This is a genomic window from Xanthobacter pollutisoli (assembly GCF_040044995.1).
Taxonomy (GTDB): Bacteria; Pseudomonadota; Alphaproteobacteria; order Rhizobiales; family Xanthobacteraceae; genus Xanthobacter.
In genome coordinates this window covers 960,363-976,029 of record NZ_JBDZDP010000001.1, presented here as the reverse complement: position 1 = coordinate 976,029, position 15,667 = coordinate 960,363, and the positions used below count along the sequence as shown (strand labels likewise).

At 66.5% G+C, this 15,667-nt stretch carries 14 protein-coding genes and 2 pseudogenes; 12 read left to right on the top strand and 4 right to left on the bottom strand.

Features of this window, described 5'->3' with window-relative positions; translation table 11 throughout:
- Window positions 1-51: 51 nt before the first annotated feature.
- Window positions 52-1,065 (bottom strand): carbon-nitrogen hydrolase family protein, encoded by a 1,014-nt coding sequence (locus tag ABLE93_RS04550; RefSeq protein ID WP_348838196.1) that lies wholly within the window; start codon window positions 1,063-1,065, stop codon window positions 52-54.
- Window positions 1,066-1,291: 226 nt separating this feature from the next.
- Complete coding sequence (locus ABLE93_RS04545; protein ID WP_348838194.1) at window positions 1,292-2,206, bottom strand: LysR family transcriptional regulator; 915 nt, start codon at window positions 2,204-2,206, stop codon at window positions 1,292-1,294.
- Between the two features lie 137 nt (window positions 2,207-2,343).
- Here ABLE93_RS04545 and ABLE93_RS04540 point away from each other — a divergent pair, with 137 nt between their 5' ends.
- Window positions 2,344-3,354: an MBL fold metallo-hydrolase gene (locus tag ABLE93_RS04540; RefSeq protein WP_348838192.1), complete on the top strand. Its 1,011-nt coding sequence runs from the start codon at window positions 2,344-2,346 to the stop codon at window positions 3,352-3,354.
- A gap of 72 nt (window positions 3,355-3,426) precedes the next feature.
- On the top strand, window positions 3,427-4,104 hold the full coding sequence (locus tag ABLE93_RS04535; RefSeq protein ID WP_348838190.1) for an isochorismatase family protein: 678 nt from the start codon (window positions 3,427-3,429) through the stop codon (window positions 4,102-4,104).
- A gap of 187 nt (window positions 4,105-4,291) precedes the next feature.
- On the opposite strand, the gene ABLE93_RS04530 is transcribed toward ABLE93_RS04535, so the two are convergent.
- Window positions 4,292-5,245: a LysR family transcriptional regulator gene (locus ABLE93_RS04530; protein WP_348838188.1), complete on the bottom strand. Its 954-nt coding sequence runs from the start codon at window positions 5,243-5,245 to the stop codon at window positions 4,292-4,294.
- On the opposite strand from ABLE93_RS04530, the gene ABLE93_RS04525 reads away from it, so the two are divergent.
- The 10 genes and pseudogenes from ABLE93_RS04525 (at window position 5,244) to ABLE93_RS04485 (ending at window position 14,624) form a co-directional block, all read left to right on the top strand.
- Complete coding sequence (locus ABLE93_RS04525; protein ID WP_348838186.1) at window positions 5,244-5,450, top strand: hypothetical protein; 207 nt, start codon at window positions 5,244-5,246, stop codon at window positions 5,448-5,450. The two genes, ABLE93_RS04530 and ABLE93_RS04525, sit on opposite strands and share 2 nt — an antisense overlap.
- Window positions 5,451-5,568: 118 nt before the next feature.
- Window positions 5,569-6,933, top strand: coding sequence for a Rieske 2Fe-2S domain-containing protein (locus ABLE93_RS04520; RefSeq protein WP_348838185.1), 1,365 nt, complete (start codon window positions 5,569-5,571; stop codon window positions 6,931-6,933).
- A gap of 105 nt (window positions 6,934-7,038) precedes the next feature.
- A complete protein-coding gene (locus tag ABLE93_RS04515) occupies window positions 7,039-7,656 on the top strand; it encodes a hypothetical protein (RefSeq protein ID WP_348838183.1) in 618 nt (205 codons plus the stop codon).
- A gap of 26 nt (window positions 7,657-7,682) precedes the next feature.
- Window positions 7,683-8,552, top strand: coding sequence for a branched-chain amino acid ABC transporter permease (locus ABLE93_RS04510; protein WP_348838182.1), 870 nt, complete (start codon window positions 7,683-7,685; stop codon window positions 8,550-8,552).
- Between the two features lies 1 nt (window position 8,553).
- Complete coding sequence (locus tag ABLE93_RS04505) at window positions 8,554-9,498, top strand: branched-chain amino acid ABC transporter permease (RefSeq protein ID WP_348838181.1); 945 nt, start codon at window positions 8,554-8,556, stop codon at window positions 9,496-9,498.
- Window positions 9,495-10,025, top strand: a pseudogene (locus ABLE93_RS26955) (ABC transporter ATP-binding protein); the annotation flags it as partial. The gene ABLE93_RS04505 and the pseudogene ABLE93_RS26955, both read left to right, overlap by 4 nt.
- Window positions 10,017-10,850, top strand: a pseudogene (locus ABLE93_RS26950) (ABC transporter ATP-binding protein); the annotation flags it as partial. The pseudogenes ABLE93_RS26955 and ABLE93_RS26950, both read left to right, overlap by 9 nt.
- 349 nt (window positions 10,851-11,199) lie before the next feature.
- Window positions 11,200-12,291 (top strand): YlbE family protein, encoded by a 1,092-nt coding sequence (locus ABLE93_RS04495; RefSeq protein ID WP_348838180.1) that lies wholly within the window; start codon window positions 11,200-11,202, stop codon window positions 12,289-12,291.
- A 44-nt stretch (window positions 12,292-12,335) separates the two neighbouring features.
- Window positions 12,336-13,481: an ABC transporter substrate-binding protein gene (locus tag ABLE93_RS04490; RefSeq protein ID WP_348838178.1), complete on the top strand. Its 1,146-nt coding sequence runs from the start codon at window positions 12,336-12,338 to the stop codon at window positions 13,479-13,481.
- 114 nt (window positions 13,482-13,595) lie between these two features.
- Complete coding sequence (locus tag ABLE93_RS04485) at window positions 13,596-14,624, top strand: FAD-binding oxidoreductase (protein ID WP_348838177.1); 1,029 nt, start codon at window positions 13,596-13,598, stop codon at window positions 14,622-14,624.
- Between the two features lie 209 nt (window positions 14,625-14,833).
- Here ABLE93_RS04485 and ABLE93_RS04480 read toward each other — a convergent pair whose 3' ends face one another.
- Window positions 14,834-15,589, bottom strand: coding sequence for a TrmB family transcriptional regulator (locus ABLE93_RS04480; protein WP_348838176.1), 756 nt, complete (start codon window positions 15,587-15,589; stop codon window positions 14,834-14,836).
- Window positions 15,590-15,667: the final 78 nt, after the last annotated feature.

Genomic DNA, 15,667 nt, shown 5'->3' with positions numbered 1-15,667 from the left:
GCCTGTGCTGGCGGGCGCCGATCTCACACGGTGGCCGGGAATGCGCCGGCATCAGCCGGCGGCGTGAGCCATGCGCGACCACGCCGGCACGGCATCTTCGGTAAGGTCCATGTCCAGAAATTCGCGCCGACCACGGATGGGCGTGAACGTAACCGGATCGTTGGTGGACCGGTTGACGGTGAGGTTGAAGATGTCGAACCGGTTCATGTAGCCGGCGAGATCGTGGAACTGCTTCTGGATGATGCAGTCCTCGATATCGATGTCGGCATAGAGGATGCCCTCCTCATCGCGCAGGACGGGAGCCTTCAGTTCGCCGCTCGGCCCCATCACCATCGTCGGATTGCGCTCGGACGCATCCAGCCGGCCGCGAACCTCGCGGTCGCCCTCCGAGATGATGTCCTTCGCGGTTTCCGTGAGGAACATGGAGGCAGCGACCGTGAACACCTTCGCCTCGGTGCAGTGGGCCTCGGTGCGGATGCGCACGCCTTCGGCGAGGCTCATGTTGCCGCCGTTCAGCCAGCTCGACGGATAGGTGGCGATGTGAAGCTGTTCGCCCTGCGCCATCAGCGCATGCCGGGCGAGGGGATTGCAGTTCTCGGCGCAGATCAGGGCGCCGATGCGGCCGAGCGGGCTGTCCACGACGCGCAGCCCCGCGCCGTCGCCATTGGCCCAGGTCAGCTTTTCCATATAGGTGGGCACGATCTTGCGGTGATGGTTGAGCAGGCGCCCGTCATTCCCGATCAGGATGTTGGTGTTCCACAGACACCCGACGCTGGCGGGCGTGCCTTCGTTGATGCCCATCGAGACGATCACGTCGCGCCGCTTGGCGACTTCCGCCAGCCGCTTGGTTTCGGGACCTGGAACGTGGACCGCGGCTGCGGCGAGGCGCCGGAAATAATCGTGATTCAGCCCCGGCGCCCGCAGCGAGTGCCAAATCGGGAAGCAGGGAATGAAAGCCTCCGGAAAGACGACGATGTTCGCGCCGTTGTTCGCCGCTTCCTCGATCAGGGCGCATGCCTTCTCGACCGTCTTTTGCGTGTTGAGGAAGACGGGACTCGCATGCATCGCGGCCACTTTGAATTTGGGGAACGATCGCATTTTTACTGTCCTCAATTTAGTGATGAACTATTAGATAGGATAAAAAAGTCAGACAAGATCAAAGAAATCGCCCTTCGACATCAAATATTGAGCAACTCGATCTTATGAGGTTTTCAGCTCTGCTTATCACTTGCCTCAGGGCGGCGCGGGTACGCGGATCGCGACCAGCCGCGGCGCCGATTTCCAGGCCACCTCACGGGCCGGCCGCATCGAGCAGGGCCATGCGGGCGCGCAGGCGCGGGGCGGTCCAGTCGAGGAAGCTGCGAACTTTCAGCGGCATTAGGTCCGCCTGCGGATAGATGAGACTCACCGGCAGCGGCTCCGGCGCAAAGCCCGGCAGAAGGACCTGCAGCAGGCCGGACCGCAGTTCGTCCGCCACTTGGTAGGACAGGACACGGATGATCCCTAGGCCGGCGAGCGCCGCCTGGATGGCGGCTTGCGTCGTGTTCACCGCCAACTTCGGGCGCGGCTCGATGGTGAAGGCGGCGCTGTCACGCCGGTAGCGCCATTCGGGCGCCATGGCGAAGCCCTGAAAGCTGATCCCGTCATGGGTGGCGAGATCTTCCGGCCGCTGTGGTACGCCGCGTCCGGCAAGATAGTCAGGGCTCGCGCAGATGACGCGGCTCACCGTGCCGACGCGGGTGGCGATCAGTGTGCTGTCCGTCAGATGGCCGATGCGCAGCGCGACGTCGATGTACTCGTCCACCAGACTGATCTGCCTGTCGGCCAGCATGAGGCGCAGGCTGATGTCGGGATACTGGGCGAGGAAATCGAGTGCGACGGGCATGAGATGACGCTCCCCGAAGGCGATGGGCGCGGTGACATGCAGCGTGCCGCGCGGCGTTCGGAATTCGCCGGCGGCTTCCCGCTCGGCCTCCTCCACCTGGCCGAGGATGCGACGGGAAGCCGACACGAACGCGCGCCCGGATTCGGTCAGCCGAAGGCCGCCACGGCTGCGCACGAACAGCGGGTTTCCCAGATGATGTTCGAGCTCGGCAATCTTCCGGCTGATCGTCGCCAGCGGCGCCCTCAGATGACGGGCACCGCCCGAAAGGCTTCCGGCCTCCACGACGGCCAGAAGCACAGTCATAGCATCGAAGCGGTCCATCATATCTCCCGAAACGTGAGAGGATAGCTCCCGGAACGGCCCGGTACTGATTTGGCTACGCCTGTCCTACCGTCATTCAGAAGCGGATGGGGAGTCCAGAAAACTCATCTGCCGTCGATCACCAAACGGATGCTGCCATGACCAACCTGTCTCGTCGGGCCCTTTCGCTCGGCCTTCCCCTCAGCATTCTCGGGGGCGGCGCTCTCCCTCTCCTCGCCACCGTCCGCAGCGTGGCGGCGACTGCGGAATCAGCGCCTTCCCCGGCGCCCGCGTCCGCCTCGCTTCCCGCCACAGCCCGTGTGACCCCGCTGGCGCAGATCAGGATCGGCCGCTTCACCGTAACGGCGCTGACGGACGGCTATGCGGACATGCCCTACACCTTCTTTCCCGGCCGCACTGCAGCCCAGGTCGAGCAGGCCGCCGTGGCGCAGTTCGTCGCACGGCCCAGCGGCGTCCGTTTCGTCTTCAACCAGTATCTGATCGAGGACGGCGCACGGCGGATCCTGCTCGACACGGGCCCAGCCGGCTCCATCGGGCAGACCGGCGCGCTGCCGCAGGCGCTCGCCGCCGCCGGCGTCCGCCGCGACCAGATCGACGCCGTCATCGTGACCCACATGCATGAGGATCACATGGGCGGGCTGGTCGCCGGCGGACAGAACAACTATCCCAACGCCGAACTCTACATCGACCGGCGGGACATCAGGCACTGGACCGATCCGGCGAAGCGGGCCGGGGCGCCGGACTACCTTCAGAACAGCTTCCGGATGGCGTCCGAGGTGGTGAAGCTCTATCCCCGGCTCCAGGCGATCGACGGCGAGCGCGAGGTGGCGCCGGGGGTTTCGATCATCGACCTGACCGGCCATACCCCCGGCCATATCGGCGTTCGGATCGCCGATGCCGGGCAGAGCCTCATCATGGTGTCCGACATGCTCTTCCCCGTGGTGCACCCGCAGGCAACCGACGTGGGCTTCGTATTCGAGCAGGACCGCGCGGCGGCCCAGGCCATGCGGGATCGCTTCTTTCCCCTCGCAGCCTCCGAGGGCGCGTTGATCGCCGCGACCCACATGCCCTTTCCCGGGCTCGGCCGCGTCGTCCTGGACCGCGGCCAGATGCGCTGGCAGGTGGCCGACTGGGCCTTGCAGTCCTGATCCCCCGCGCACGGCCGCCGTCGGGCGGCGATCACGGCAAAGGGCATCGGCGCGTCAAACCCGGAGGCAGAAATGACAGAATCGCCCAAGAAAACCAGCGTCCTGCCGAGCGGCGGGGGTGCCGCGCTGATGGATCCTTCCGATACGCTCGTCCTTCTCCTCGATCACCAGTCCGGCCTGTTCCAGACGGTGAAGGATATTCCCGTCGCGGACCTGCGGCGCAATGTGGAGATGATCGCGAGGCTCTGCACGCTTCTCGATATTCCGGTGATCACGACCGCGTCGGAGCCCGGCGGTTCCAATGGGCCCCTGATGCCGGAGATTCACCAATTGGCCTGCCATGCCGTCTACGTTCCGCGCAAGGGGGAGGTGAACGCCTGGGACAACGACGATTTCGTCAGGCAGGTCGAGGCTACAGGCCGCAGGACGCTCGTCATGGCCGGCGTCTGGACCAGCGTCTGCGTGATGTTCCCGGCGCTCGATGCGAAGCTCGCGGGATATGAGGTCTATGCGGTGGTGGATGCCTCGGGCGACCCCAGCGAAATGGCGTCGCGCACCTCCCTGGCCCGCTTCGTTCAGGGTGGTGTGAAGCCCACCTCAACCAACGCCCTCCTGTCGGAACTCCACAGAACCTGGGCGCGACCGGAGGCCGCCAGCCTGGCTCAGCTGTATGGACTTGTCGCTCCGAACTATGCTGCCGTGATCGAAAGCTTTCAGCGTGCGCAGCAGGCAGCCGATCCTAAACCCTAGGGAGTGGTCCCCAGCAAAGGGGACAGATAAGCTGCCCTCTACTGGCCTGCCAACGCCTTCGGACTGAATGGCTGCAACAGATGTAGAGTCGCGGCCGTGGAATGCAGTGATGTCTCGCTCGGTCCTGCGAGGTCCAGTGCATTCCGCGCGTGCAGGCAGATTCCTCTTGGCGCGCATCAGTCCCGAGCTATCCCCCGGTGGATGTCTTCAGCCTTGAGACGCAGGCTCTCACCGTCTCGGCGAGCTGGTCCAGGCGCGATGGCGGGCGGGTCCTGTAGAGGCGTGCAAGCACCAGTTCCTGAGGGCGCAAAGGCCCTTCCAATGGCCTCGAAACGAGGCGGCCCTGGTCCGCGGCGAGATACGGCGGCGAGAAATTCAGAACCGTATAGCCGAAGCCATTCGCCACCATGCTGCGCAGCATCTCGAACGAGCCCGTCCGGTAGGCGATGCGGGGCTCGATGCCCTCCGCGGCGAAGATCGAGAGGAAATAATCCCTGGTCTTGGGAAGATCCAGGAGGATGAACGGCTCCTTCGCCACGTTGGACAGGCGCAACCTGTCCCGCTGAAGAACCGCGTGGCCCTCCGGCACGACCAGCTGTACTGGCATGGTACGCAACGGAATCGTTTGTACTGCCGTGGGCAGATCGTAATCATACAGAACGACCAGATCGAGCGCGCCGCTGTGCAGCCCTTCAAGCAGGCCATCGTGGCTGTCCTCATGCCATTTGGCCTGGATCTTGGGGTGCTCCTTCTCCACTTCCTGCATCAGCCTGGGAATGAGATAGGGCGCGAAGGTGTTCAGGCAGCCGATGCTCAGCCGGATGGCGGCGCGCGGGCCTCCGCGCTCCCCCATGGTTTCGATCTCGCGCACATGCAGCAGGATGCTGCGCGCATGGACGGCCAGGTCCCGGCCGGCAGGGGTCAGAAGCATCCCGCGCGCATGGCGCCGCGTGAACAGCTTCAGTCCGAGAATGCGCTCCATCTGGGAAATGGCGGTGGAGACGGAGGAGGGCGAGACGTTCAGCGTCTCGGCCGCCCTGAGCACGCTCAACTGGTTCGCGGCCGTGAGGAAATAGGCGAGCTGGCGCAGGCTGATATTGGGAACGTCCTGCCACGCCTCCTGGCCTTCAGGCATGTTCATGCTGCGTCCCCTGCGCGAAAGCGATGCCCAACACCTCACCCGCGCCCCTTCCGCAGTGGTGAAAAAGCCATCAGAGCCGCGCAAATACGGCCTCGAATGCGATCACATTGCCAAATCGATCGCCATCCTTCCCGCTTTTGCTCACAGCTCACGCGCAACGCCCAAAACTTGGGGGCGTCTTGGTTCGGATTTATTGACTTTGTAATCGCACTAATTCGATTTGCCAACCTCAAGAACCGGCGCAATGCTCATCACATCACAAGCGGAGCCGCTTCCGCGAAGAGAAGCACCTCCCCCTCCGCCGCCCCTCGGAGAGCATGTGCATGGCTCAACACAAGCAGTTTCTTGCGAAGCCCTTCGCCGGTTATCTGAACGATCCGGCGCCGGAGGAGAATGTCGAGCTCACCCATGTCGAGAAGGGATCGGCGGCGGGCGAGTTGCTGCGGCGCTATTGGCAGCCGGTGGCCCTGACCGGTGAGATCAAGGATGTTCCGCTTGGCATCCGCATGTTCGGCGAAGACCTTGTGGTGTTCCGCAACACCGCCGGCGAGTACGGCATCCTCGATCGCCATTGCCCCCACCGTGGAACGTCACTGGAATTCGGCCTTCCCACCGAGTGCGGCCTGCGATGCTGCTACCACGGTTGGCTGTTCGGCATGGACGGCAAGGTTTTGGAGACACCTGGCGACCCGCCCGGCAGCACGCTGAAGGAAAGACTCTATCACGCGGCCTACCCGGCGCGCGAGTATAAGGGCCTCGTCTTCGGATACTTCGGCCCAATCGAGATGATGCCGGAATTTCCGCTCTACGATTCCTTCGATCATCCGGGCGACAAGCTCGTGCCCTACTGCGTCACGTATCCCTGCAACTGGCTGCAGGTGCATGAAAACGTGATGGATCCGGCGCACGCGGTGTTCCTGCACACGCGCGTGACCTTCTCCCATTTCTCCGACACCTGGGGCGAGCTTCCGGTGATGGATTTCGTGGAGACGCCGACGGGCATGATCTACGTCACCACCCGCCGCTGGAAAGACAAGGTGTGGGTACGCTCCAACGACATTCTCATGCCGAACCTCGCCCAGGTCGGCCATATCTGGGAGGACGGACAGGAGGCGAAGCAGTTCGGGCGCGTGGGCATCACACGCTGGACCACGCCCATCGACAACCGCACCTGCAAGGTGATCGGCTGGCGCCATTTCCACCCGGAGGTGAACCCGCGCGGCCTCGCCAAGGAAGAGGAATGCGGCGTCGAGAAGGTGGATTTCTACGGCCAGGGGATAGGCGCCTCCTTCGAGGAGCGCCAGCGTCTGCCGGGAGACTATGACGCCATCGTCTCGCAGCGGCCCATCGCCATCCACGCGCTGGAGCATCTCACCTATTGCGACAAGGGCGTGGTGATGCTCCGCAAGCTCCTGCGCCGCGACATCCGTGACCTCGCAGCCGGAGAACGACGCGCCGCTTCGCCGCTCCGCTCGAGAGGCCTCATCCCGACCTATTGCCACGATACGGTTCTCGACATCCCGACCATAGACGGCGTGGACGATCTTGAGCTCATGGAGGAGGTGGGTCGCCGGGTCACGGAGATCATCGTCGAAGGCGAGCACCATACCGAGGACGACCGCCTGGAGCTCGTGCGCCGCAAGCTCCTCGACTACCAGCGTTCGCTTTTGCCCCGCGCGGCGGAGTGAACGCACCCCGGGCGGCGTCTCCGGCCGCCGTTCCCCGTGATCCCACGGCAGCACAATTGCCGAGGCGACACAGCTTCGACGCCTCACAGCACAAGGATCTGCCCCGTGACCAAGCACCCGATCCACTCCGGCGCCGTCGACTGGAGCGGCGAGAATCCGGGAATCTATCTGAAGGAGCAGGAGGACGGGCCATGGACCGGCCTCATGTGCTTCTTCCGCATCGTCTATTCGCCGTATGGTATGGGCAGCGGCATCGTCGTGCTGGATGATCCCAACACGGCGAAGGGACTGCCGGAGGTCGCCAATTTCTGCATTTCCGACAACGAGGAGCTGGCCCGCTACCTCGTGGCGGAGTTCTTCTCCAAGTTCGCCGCCTTCCGCGTCTCCCCCGGCATCTCCGCCATCAGCTACCTGCCGGCCACCGACATTCGGCGCGAAGGCGACACCCGCAGCACCTATCGCGAGATCGTGCGGTCGCCGGACATGGAAGTATCCGCCACCTGGAACGGCCTCGGCGCGCCCTATGCGGTGGACATGCCGCCTGAGAAGGGCCCCACCAAGAAGCACGAGATGTACAGCGTGTTCCTCGACGCGCCCGACGCTTCGGTGACGATCAATGGCCGGCCCCTCAAGGGCAAGGTCGTGACCCGCAATTGCGCCGATACCGTCAAGAGCTCCGCCTTCCTGGCATTTTCCGAGTCCTGGATGCGAACGGGCGCCTGACCGGCGTTCCACGGGAGGATCGGACCATGACGGACGCGCTCCAGTTTCTTCTGAGCGGCATCGTCGTCGGTAGCATCTACGGGCTCATCGGCGTCGGCTTTACCTGCATCTTCAACGTGACGGGCATCGTGAACTTCGCCCAGGGGGATTTTGCGATGGTGGGCGCCATGTCCACGATCGCCCTCCTTGGGGTGGGCGTACCGCTGCCGATCGCGATCGGGCTCGCCGTCGTGGTCACCTGCCTCGTGGCGGCGGTGATCGAGCGCACCGCCATCCGGCCCGTCCGCTCCGATGTGGTGCGCGGCATCATCGTCACCATCGGCATCGGCGTGATCCTCCACGGCGTGGCGGCGCTCATCTGGGGCACGGACGCCCAGCCCATGCCGGCCTTCTCCGGGGATGCGCCGATCCGCATCGGCGGCGCCACCATCTCTCCCCAGGCCTTGTGGGTCATCGGCGTCGCCATGGCCGCGATGGTCCTGCTGGAGCTGCTGTTCCGCAAGACCTTCCTCGGCCAGATGTTCCGGGCCTGCGCCATCAATCCCTTCGCAGCCGGCCTCGTCGGCATCCGCGTGGGGACCATGAGCCTCATCAGCTTCATCATGTCGGGCGCGCTCGGCGCCATCGCCGGCATCGTTATCGCGCCCATCGCCCTGACCCAGTACGACAGCGGCCTCCAGCTCGGCATCAAGGGCTTTGTGGCCTGCATCGTCGGCGGCTTCGGCGGCCCCATCGGCGCCGCGCTGGGCGGCATTCTCCTCGGCATCCTGGAGGCCTTCGCGGCGGGCTATGTGAGCTCCGGCTACAAGAACGCCATCGCCTTCGTTCTGCTGCTCGTGTTCCTGCTGTTCCGGCCCGGTGGCCTGTTCGGCGACCTTGAAAAGGTGAGGAGCTGACATGGTCCGCATCCCCCTGCTCATCGCCGTGCTCGCGGCCTTGATGCTGTCCGGCGACGATTATGCGATCAGCCTCGCGGTGGTCATCGGCCTGCAGGCGCTCCCCGCGCTGGGGCTGACGCTGCTCACCGGCTTCACCGGGCAGATCTCGCTCGGCCACGCCGCTTTCTACGGCCTCGGCGCCTATGGCTCCGCGCTGATCGGCGCGGCCGTCGGCCTCCCCGCCATCGCGAGCGTGTTGGTCACGTCGGTGCTCGTGGCGGGCGTCGCCTGGGCCATCGGCTGGCTGGTCTTCCGTCTGAAGGGACACCACCTCGCCATGGCGACGCTGGCCTTCGGCATCATCGTGCAGATCGGGTTCGTCGAGATGCACTTCCTCACGGGCGGCCCCAACGGCCTGTCGGGCATCGAGCCCCTGTCGATCTTCGGCAAGGACCTGATCACCGATGCCCAGGTTCTGCCGGTGGTGTGGAGCGCCGTGGTCCTTGCGGTTCTGTTCGCCCAGAACCTCATCTCCTCGCCCGCCGGCCTCGTGATGCGGGCCATCGCCGAGGGCGACAAGGTGGTCGGCTCGCTGGGCAACGATGTGCCTGCCCTCAAGCGCAAGGTGATGATGCTGAGCGGCTTCCTGTGCGCGATCGGCGGCGGGCTCTATGCCCACTATGTCGGTTATCTCAGCCCCGGCCCGTTCGACGTGGGCTTCTCCGTGCGGCTCCTGCTCATGGTGGCGCTCGGCGGCTTCGCCAACATCTGGGGCGTGCTCTTCGGCGTCGCCTTCGTCACGCTAGTGGGCGAGGCCCTGAAGCCGCTCGGCGCCTTCGACGTGATCGCATACGGCACGCTCCTGGTGGTTTCGGTCATCTTCTTCCCGCGGGGCCTGCTTGCCGGCATCGCGGAGCCCGTGGTGGCGCAGGCGCGCCGCTTCCGAAAGGTGGCGGCCCGATGAGCGCGCAGCCGATCCTCTCCGTCGCCCATGCAAGCGTCACCTTCGGCACGTTTGCCGCCCTCTCGGACGTGAACTTCGACATTGCCGAGGGTGAGCTTGTGGCTCTCATCGGCCCGAATGGCGCGGGCAAGACCACCATCCTCAATGTGCTCTCCGGCGAGGTGCCGCCGACCGTGGGGTCGGTGAGTTTCCGCGACCGCCCGCTTGCCGGCCTCAAGCCGCATCAGGTGACGCGGCGGGGCCTCGCCCGCACGTTCCAGGCAGCGGAGCCGTTCCAGCACTTGACGGTGCGCGAGAATGTCATGGTCGGCGGGGTGCCGGCATCGGGCCTCGGGGTCGTCGCAGGGCTCGGCTTCCGCGCCAACGCCCTCCCGTCCGCCCGGCGCCTCCGGAGCGAGGCCGACGCCCACCTTGAACGGGTCGGGTTGCTGGAAAAGGCGGATCTCGCTGCGGGCCTTCTCACCGCCGGCCAGCGGCGCCTCCTCAGCATCGCCAGGGTGCTTGCGACCGGTGCGTCCATGCTGGTGCTGGACGAGCCTGGCGCCGGCCTCAACGAGAGCGAGAAGGCCTTCCTCGGGGACGTGATCCTGACCCTGTGGCGCGAAGGCCGCACGGTGCTTTTCGTCGAGCATGACATGCCCCTGGTGACCCGGATCGCCCAGCGGATCATGGTGCTCGACCGCGGACATCTCATCGCCGACGGGGCACCCCACGCTGTGCGGGCCAATCCGCAGGTGATCGAGGCCTATCTCGGCCGTCGCGCGCCGGACGAGCCGGAAGCCGTGCCCGGCATTGCCGCCCTCGCATCGGTCCCCGAGGCGAGGCAGGCGGCACGGCTGCTGACGGTCAAGGATCTGCGCGTTGCATACGGCGGCCTGACGGCGGTGGACGGCGTCTCGCTCCACATCGACGAAGGCGAGGTCTTGGCGCTTGTCGGTGCCAACGGCGCGGGCAAGAGCAGCCTGCTCAAGGCCGTGGCCCGTGTCGTCCCCGCGCGCGCCACCGAGATGTCGTTCGCGGGCGAAGAGATCGCGCGCCTCCCGGAGGACGCCGTCGTCGCGCGCGGCCTCTGCCTCGTACCCGAAGGGCGCGCCCTGTTCGGATCGCTCACGGTCGCCGAGAACCTGGCAGCCGGCCGCTATGCCCGCCGTCGGGCCCGCGGCTTCACGCACCTCCTCCACCAGAGCCGCGAGGAGCGGGCGGTTTTCGAGGCCCGCCTGGATATGGTCTACCAGTTGTTCCCGGTGCTGAAGGAGCGGGGGCGGCAGCTCGCCGGCACGCTCTCCGGAGGGCAGGGCCAGATGCTCGCCATCGGCCGCGCGCTCATGGGCGAGCCGCGCCTTCTGATGCTGGATGAACCCTCCCTCGGCCTCGCCCCGCAGGTGGTCGACGAGATCTTCGCCGCCGTCGCCCGGCTGAAGCGGCAGGGCCTCACCATCCTGCTGGTGGAGCAGAACATCGCCGCTGCGCTCGCCATTGCCGACCGCGGCATGGTGCTCGCCAACGGTCGTGTCGCCGCCAGCGGCACGGGCCGCGAACTGCTGAAGGATCCCCGGATTACCGAGGCCTATCTCGGGACGAGCAACGATCAGGCGGCGGCCTGCACCCAGCCGCGCATGATCGCGATTAGAGGAGGCCCGGTTGGACGAGATCTCTGCCCCCTTGATCCTCTCCGATGCCGACCGCAAGGCGCTCGCCCTGATGCACGCGGTGGAGCCGGCCTGGCGCAGCGTCGTCCTGGCGCGCGATGCCATGGCTTTTCCCGAGCGCACCATTCTTCACGCCGGGCCGCCCGTGGACCTGGCGCGCATCGCCCGTCCCATCCTGAACAGCGCGGTGATGGCCGCGCTGCTGGAGAATTGGGCCGAGGACGCCGCCGAGGCGGAAGCGATGATCCTCTCCGGCACCATCCGCCTGGCTCCGGCTCAGGATCACGGCGCGATGGTTCCCCTCGCCGCCGTGTTCTCTCCCAACATGGCGGCGCAGGTCGTTGTCGATCTTGCCAATCCGGTCCGACGCGTCCTCGCGCCCATGAACGGCGGGATGGTGAAAGCCCAGCGGCTCGGCCTCGCCGGGCCGGAAATCCTCGCCCACCTGAAGTGGATCAACGGCAATCTGGCGGCCACCCTGTCCATCATCGTCGACCGCGACATCCCCCTCATCCCCATCGCCGATGCCGCACTGTTGGCGGGTGACGACTGCCACGGCCGCACCGGGGAGGGCACGCGGCGTGTCATCGAGGCCATCGCGCCACGCCTCGGCAGCGACACGCCGGAGCGCCATTTCCTCGACGGCGCGCCGGGCTTCTTCCTGAACCTCTGGATGGCGGCGGCAAAGCTGATCGCATCCGCCGCTGAAATCCCCGGCAGCAGCCTCATCACCGCCATGGGCGCCAACGGCGTGGACGCGGGCATCCAGCTCGGAGGCAGGCCCGGCTGCTGGTTCACCGCGCCGGCCATCCCGCCGGAGGGGGCGCTGGTCGATGGCGCGACCCCCGACGACCGGCTCGGCGCCATCGGTGACAGCGCCCTCGTGGACGCGCTGGGCTTCGGCGCCATGCTGGGCGAGCCGACCGGCGTGCCGCGCGCGCACCTCCTGCCCCTTGAACACCCCGCCTTCGCCCTCAGCCAGGCCCGGGTGGGCCTTCCCACCACGGCCCTGGCGGCGAAAGCGACCGCCCCCCGCATCGCCCTCGGCATCCTCGATCGCAGCGGGCGACGGGGACGTATCGGCGGCGGCATCTACACCCCGCCCGCCGCCCTCTTCGCGGAGGCCCTCCGCGCCATCGCCTGACCTGTCACCGTCCTGCCCCACCTGCCCCGACCATAGGTGTTCCCATGCTGCCCCTGAGATCCTCCCTGGCCACACTGCTTCTCGCCCTTGGCCTCACGACCGCCCACGCCGCCGACCCCATCAAGATCGGCGGATTGCTGGAGACGTCCGGCTCCATCGCATCCCTCGGCCAGCCGGGGCTCGAGGGTGCCATGCTCGCGGTGGAGCAGATCAACAAGTGCGGCGGGATCAATGGCCAGCCCGTCGAGTTCGTGAATGTGAACACCGAGAGCGACAACACCCGCGCCGTAACGGCCGTGAAGCGTCTCATCGGGCAAGGCGACATCGCGGCGATCGTCGGGCCCATGAACTCCGGCTCGTCCTTCGCCATCATCGACACCATCCAGCGGGCATCCATGCCCATGATCTCCAACGGCGGCTCGCGCAACATCGTCCTGCCTGCGGACGAAAAGAAATGGATCTTTCTCTCTCCGCTGACCGACGTGCTCGTGCAAAGCGTGATGATGGAGGACATGAAGAAGCGCGGCATCAGCCGGATCGCCGTGCTGAACGCGGACAGCCCCTTCGGCACCAGCGGCCGCGAGCAGATGGAGAAGAACGCCGCCGGCTACGGCATCACCATCGTGTCCCAGCAGGCCTTCGGCAATGGCGACCAGGACATGACGCCCCAGCTCACCAAGGTCCGTGGCACGGATGCCCAGGCGGTGGTGGTATGGGCGACGGGTCCGGGCCAGGCCATCGCCGTGAAGAACTTCCGGCAGCTCGGCATCGATCTGCCGCTCTATCTCTCCCACGCCGCGAATGACTTCAACTTCCTCCGCCTCGCCGGCACCGCGGCCGAAGGCATCTTCATTCCGTCCTCCAAGATCTATGTCACCGGCTCCCTGGCTGCGGGGGACCCGCAAAGGCCTGTGATCGAGAGCTTCGTGAAGGACTATGAGGCGAAGTACGGCAAGCCGCCGGCCACCTTCGCCGGCAACGCCTACGACGCCGTGATGATGCTGGCGGAAGCGGTGAAGAAAGCCGGCGCCACCGACCGTGCCGCCATCCGCGCCGCCATCGAAGGCCTCAAGGATCACGTGGGCGTCACCGCGGTCTATACCTATGGCCCGGCCGATCATTTCGGCGCCAAGGCGGACAGCGTGGTGATGCTCACCGTCAAGGACGGGAAGTTCGCCCTCGTTCCGTGACCGGCGGCGGACTTTCCCGCCGCCACCAACCCATCCGTTCAGAAGGGCCCATTCGGCCACGGGGCCGGGCGCGGCAAGCCGCGCGCCCGGCTGGCTGCCGGAAGGAGACGAACTATGCCCAACGTGACCATCGTCTTCGCGGACGGCGAGCGAACCGCGTTCAACGCCCGCCCCGGCGAGATGATCCTTCAGGCGGCGCGTCGCAACGGTCTGGCGCTCAGTTCCGATTGCGAGGTCGGTGACTGCCAGACCTGCCGATGCACCATCCTCCAAGGCGCGGTCGAATATGACGAGTTCGCCACCACCTCCCTCACCACGCAGGAAATGGAAAGCGGCGAGGTGTTGACCTGCGTCGCGGCTGCTGATGGGGATGTGGCGCTCCGCATGCCCTATGAGCGCACCCGCCTCCTGCCGGCGAAGCCCTTCTCCCTGCGCATCGAATCCCTGGAGCGCCTCGGTGCCAGCGTGGTCCGCCTCCGGGGGCAGACGCTCGGCCTCAAGCCGCTCGCCTTCCTGTCCGGCCAGTACATCAACCTGAAGGTGCCGGGGGCAGGGGTCACCCGCTCCTATTCCATGGCCAACCCGCCCTCGGCGGAACGCAGCCTCGAACTGCTGATCCGGCTGCTCGACGATGGTGCCATGTCCACCTATCTGCGGGAGCGCGCAGCCCCCGGTGACCAGATCGAGTGCGAGGGACCCCGCGGCACTTTCTACCTGCGCGAGGGCGCCCGCCCCCTGCTGATGGTGGCGGGCGGCACGGGCCTCGCCCCCATGCTGGCCATGCTGCGCCAGATGGCGAACACGCCCGCCCCGCGCGACGTGACGCTGTGTTTCGGCGTGAACACGCCCGAAGACCTGTTCTGCATTGACGATCTTTCGGATCTCACGACACGGCTGCCGGGCCTTGCCGTCCGCGTCGCGGTTGCGCGCGGAGGGGCCGGCAGCGACTGGCAGGCGGGATATGCCACGGACCTCCTGGCACCCGAGGATGTGCCGGGGAGAGACATCTATCTGTGCGGCCCGCCGCCCATGACCGACGCGGCCCGCACCTTCCTTGCTGCCCACGGGGCCGATCCCGCCGCCATCTTCCTGGAACGCTTTGTTGCGAGCGGGGCTCCGGCCCTGTCGTCGCCCACCGCCTGACTGGCGCCAGACTGTCGGCCGACCAAGCCGCCTCCATCGACCTGGTCGCGCCTCCCCGCGGACCCAGAAGCGGCGCTCGGCAGGCTCCGGCCGGGCCTCTTTCTGGGCCCTTCCGGAGTCATCGGCGGTCGGTTCGGCCTGCCGCCGGAATGGACCGACGCCAGCGGCAAGCAGGCGATGCGTCGAGCGCGCCTTCGCGGCCTTCAGCGCTAAGGCTGCGCCTCGGTGGGCGTGCTGAGGCTCCACATGGCGTCGAACATGGAGGCCTGGAAGGCGGCGAACTCGGCGCTGTCGATGATCATGCCGTAGCTCTCCCGCGCCGAGGAGATCAGGGCGACCTTGTTGCCGTAGATGAAGCACGTCATGGCGAGGGTGTGCGTGCTCGGCGCGTAGCGCAGCTCGCGCTTCTGCTCCTGGCTGGAAGGCCAGATGGGCACGATGTCGCGCTCGGCCGAGCGGATCACGCGTAGCCAGATGCCCCGGCGCGCGCGCTCGGACAGATAGCGCTCCATCTCTCCGAGCCCGGGCTCGGCCATCAACTCCTTCATGGAGAGCGTGGCGCGCAGTACCGTGTCGCCGCCGGAGAGCGTGTCCCACAAGGTGGTGCGGATTCCCTCGGGGCCGGGATGGAAGCGCACGTTCGGCTTGCCGGTCTCGTGGTGGTACATGGAGCGCAGCACCGGCATCACGTCCTCCAGCATCTGCCGGCGCGCCTCGATGCGCTCCAGCAGCACGCCGGGATCCTGGGCCACAACGAACCGCCTTTTGCCGTGGTCGACGAAGCGGATGAGCCCTTCCGCCTCCAGCTTGGCCAGCGCGTCGTGTGCGGTGGTGCGCGCCATTCCCGCCTTGGCCGCCACCTCCGTGACGGAGGCGCCGCCGAGGCTGACCGTCGTCAGATAGAGTTTGTAGAGCGTCCCGGTGATGCCGATCCGGGCGAGCTTTTCTTCAATGTCCGTCGTCACGCGGTATCCCCCGATGGGCGAAGCATGGCTGAACTCGCCGGCGCGGTCTATCGTCGGATTTAGCCGATATAATCCGTT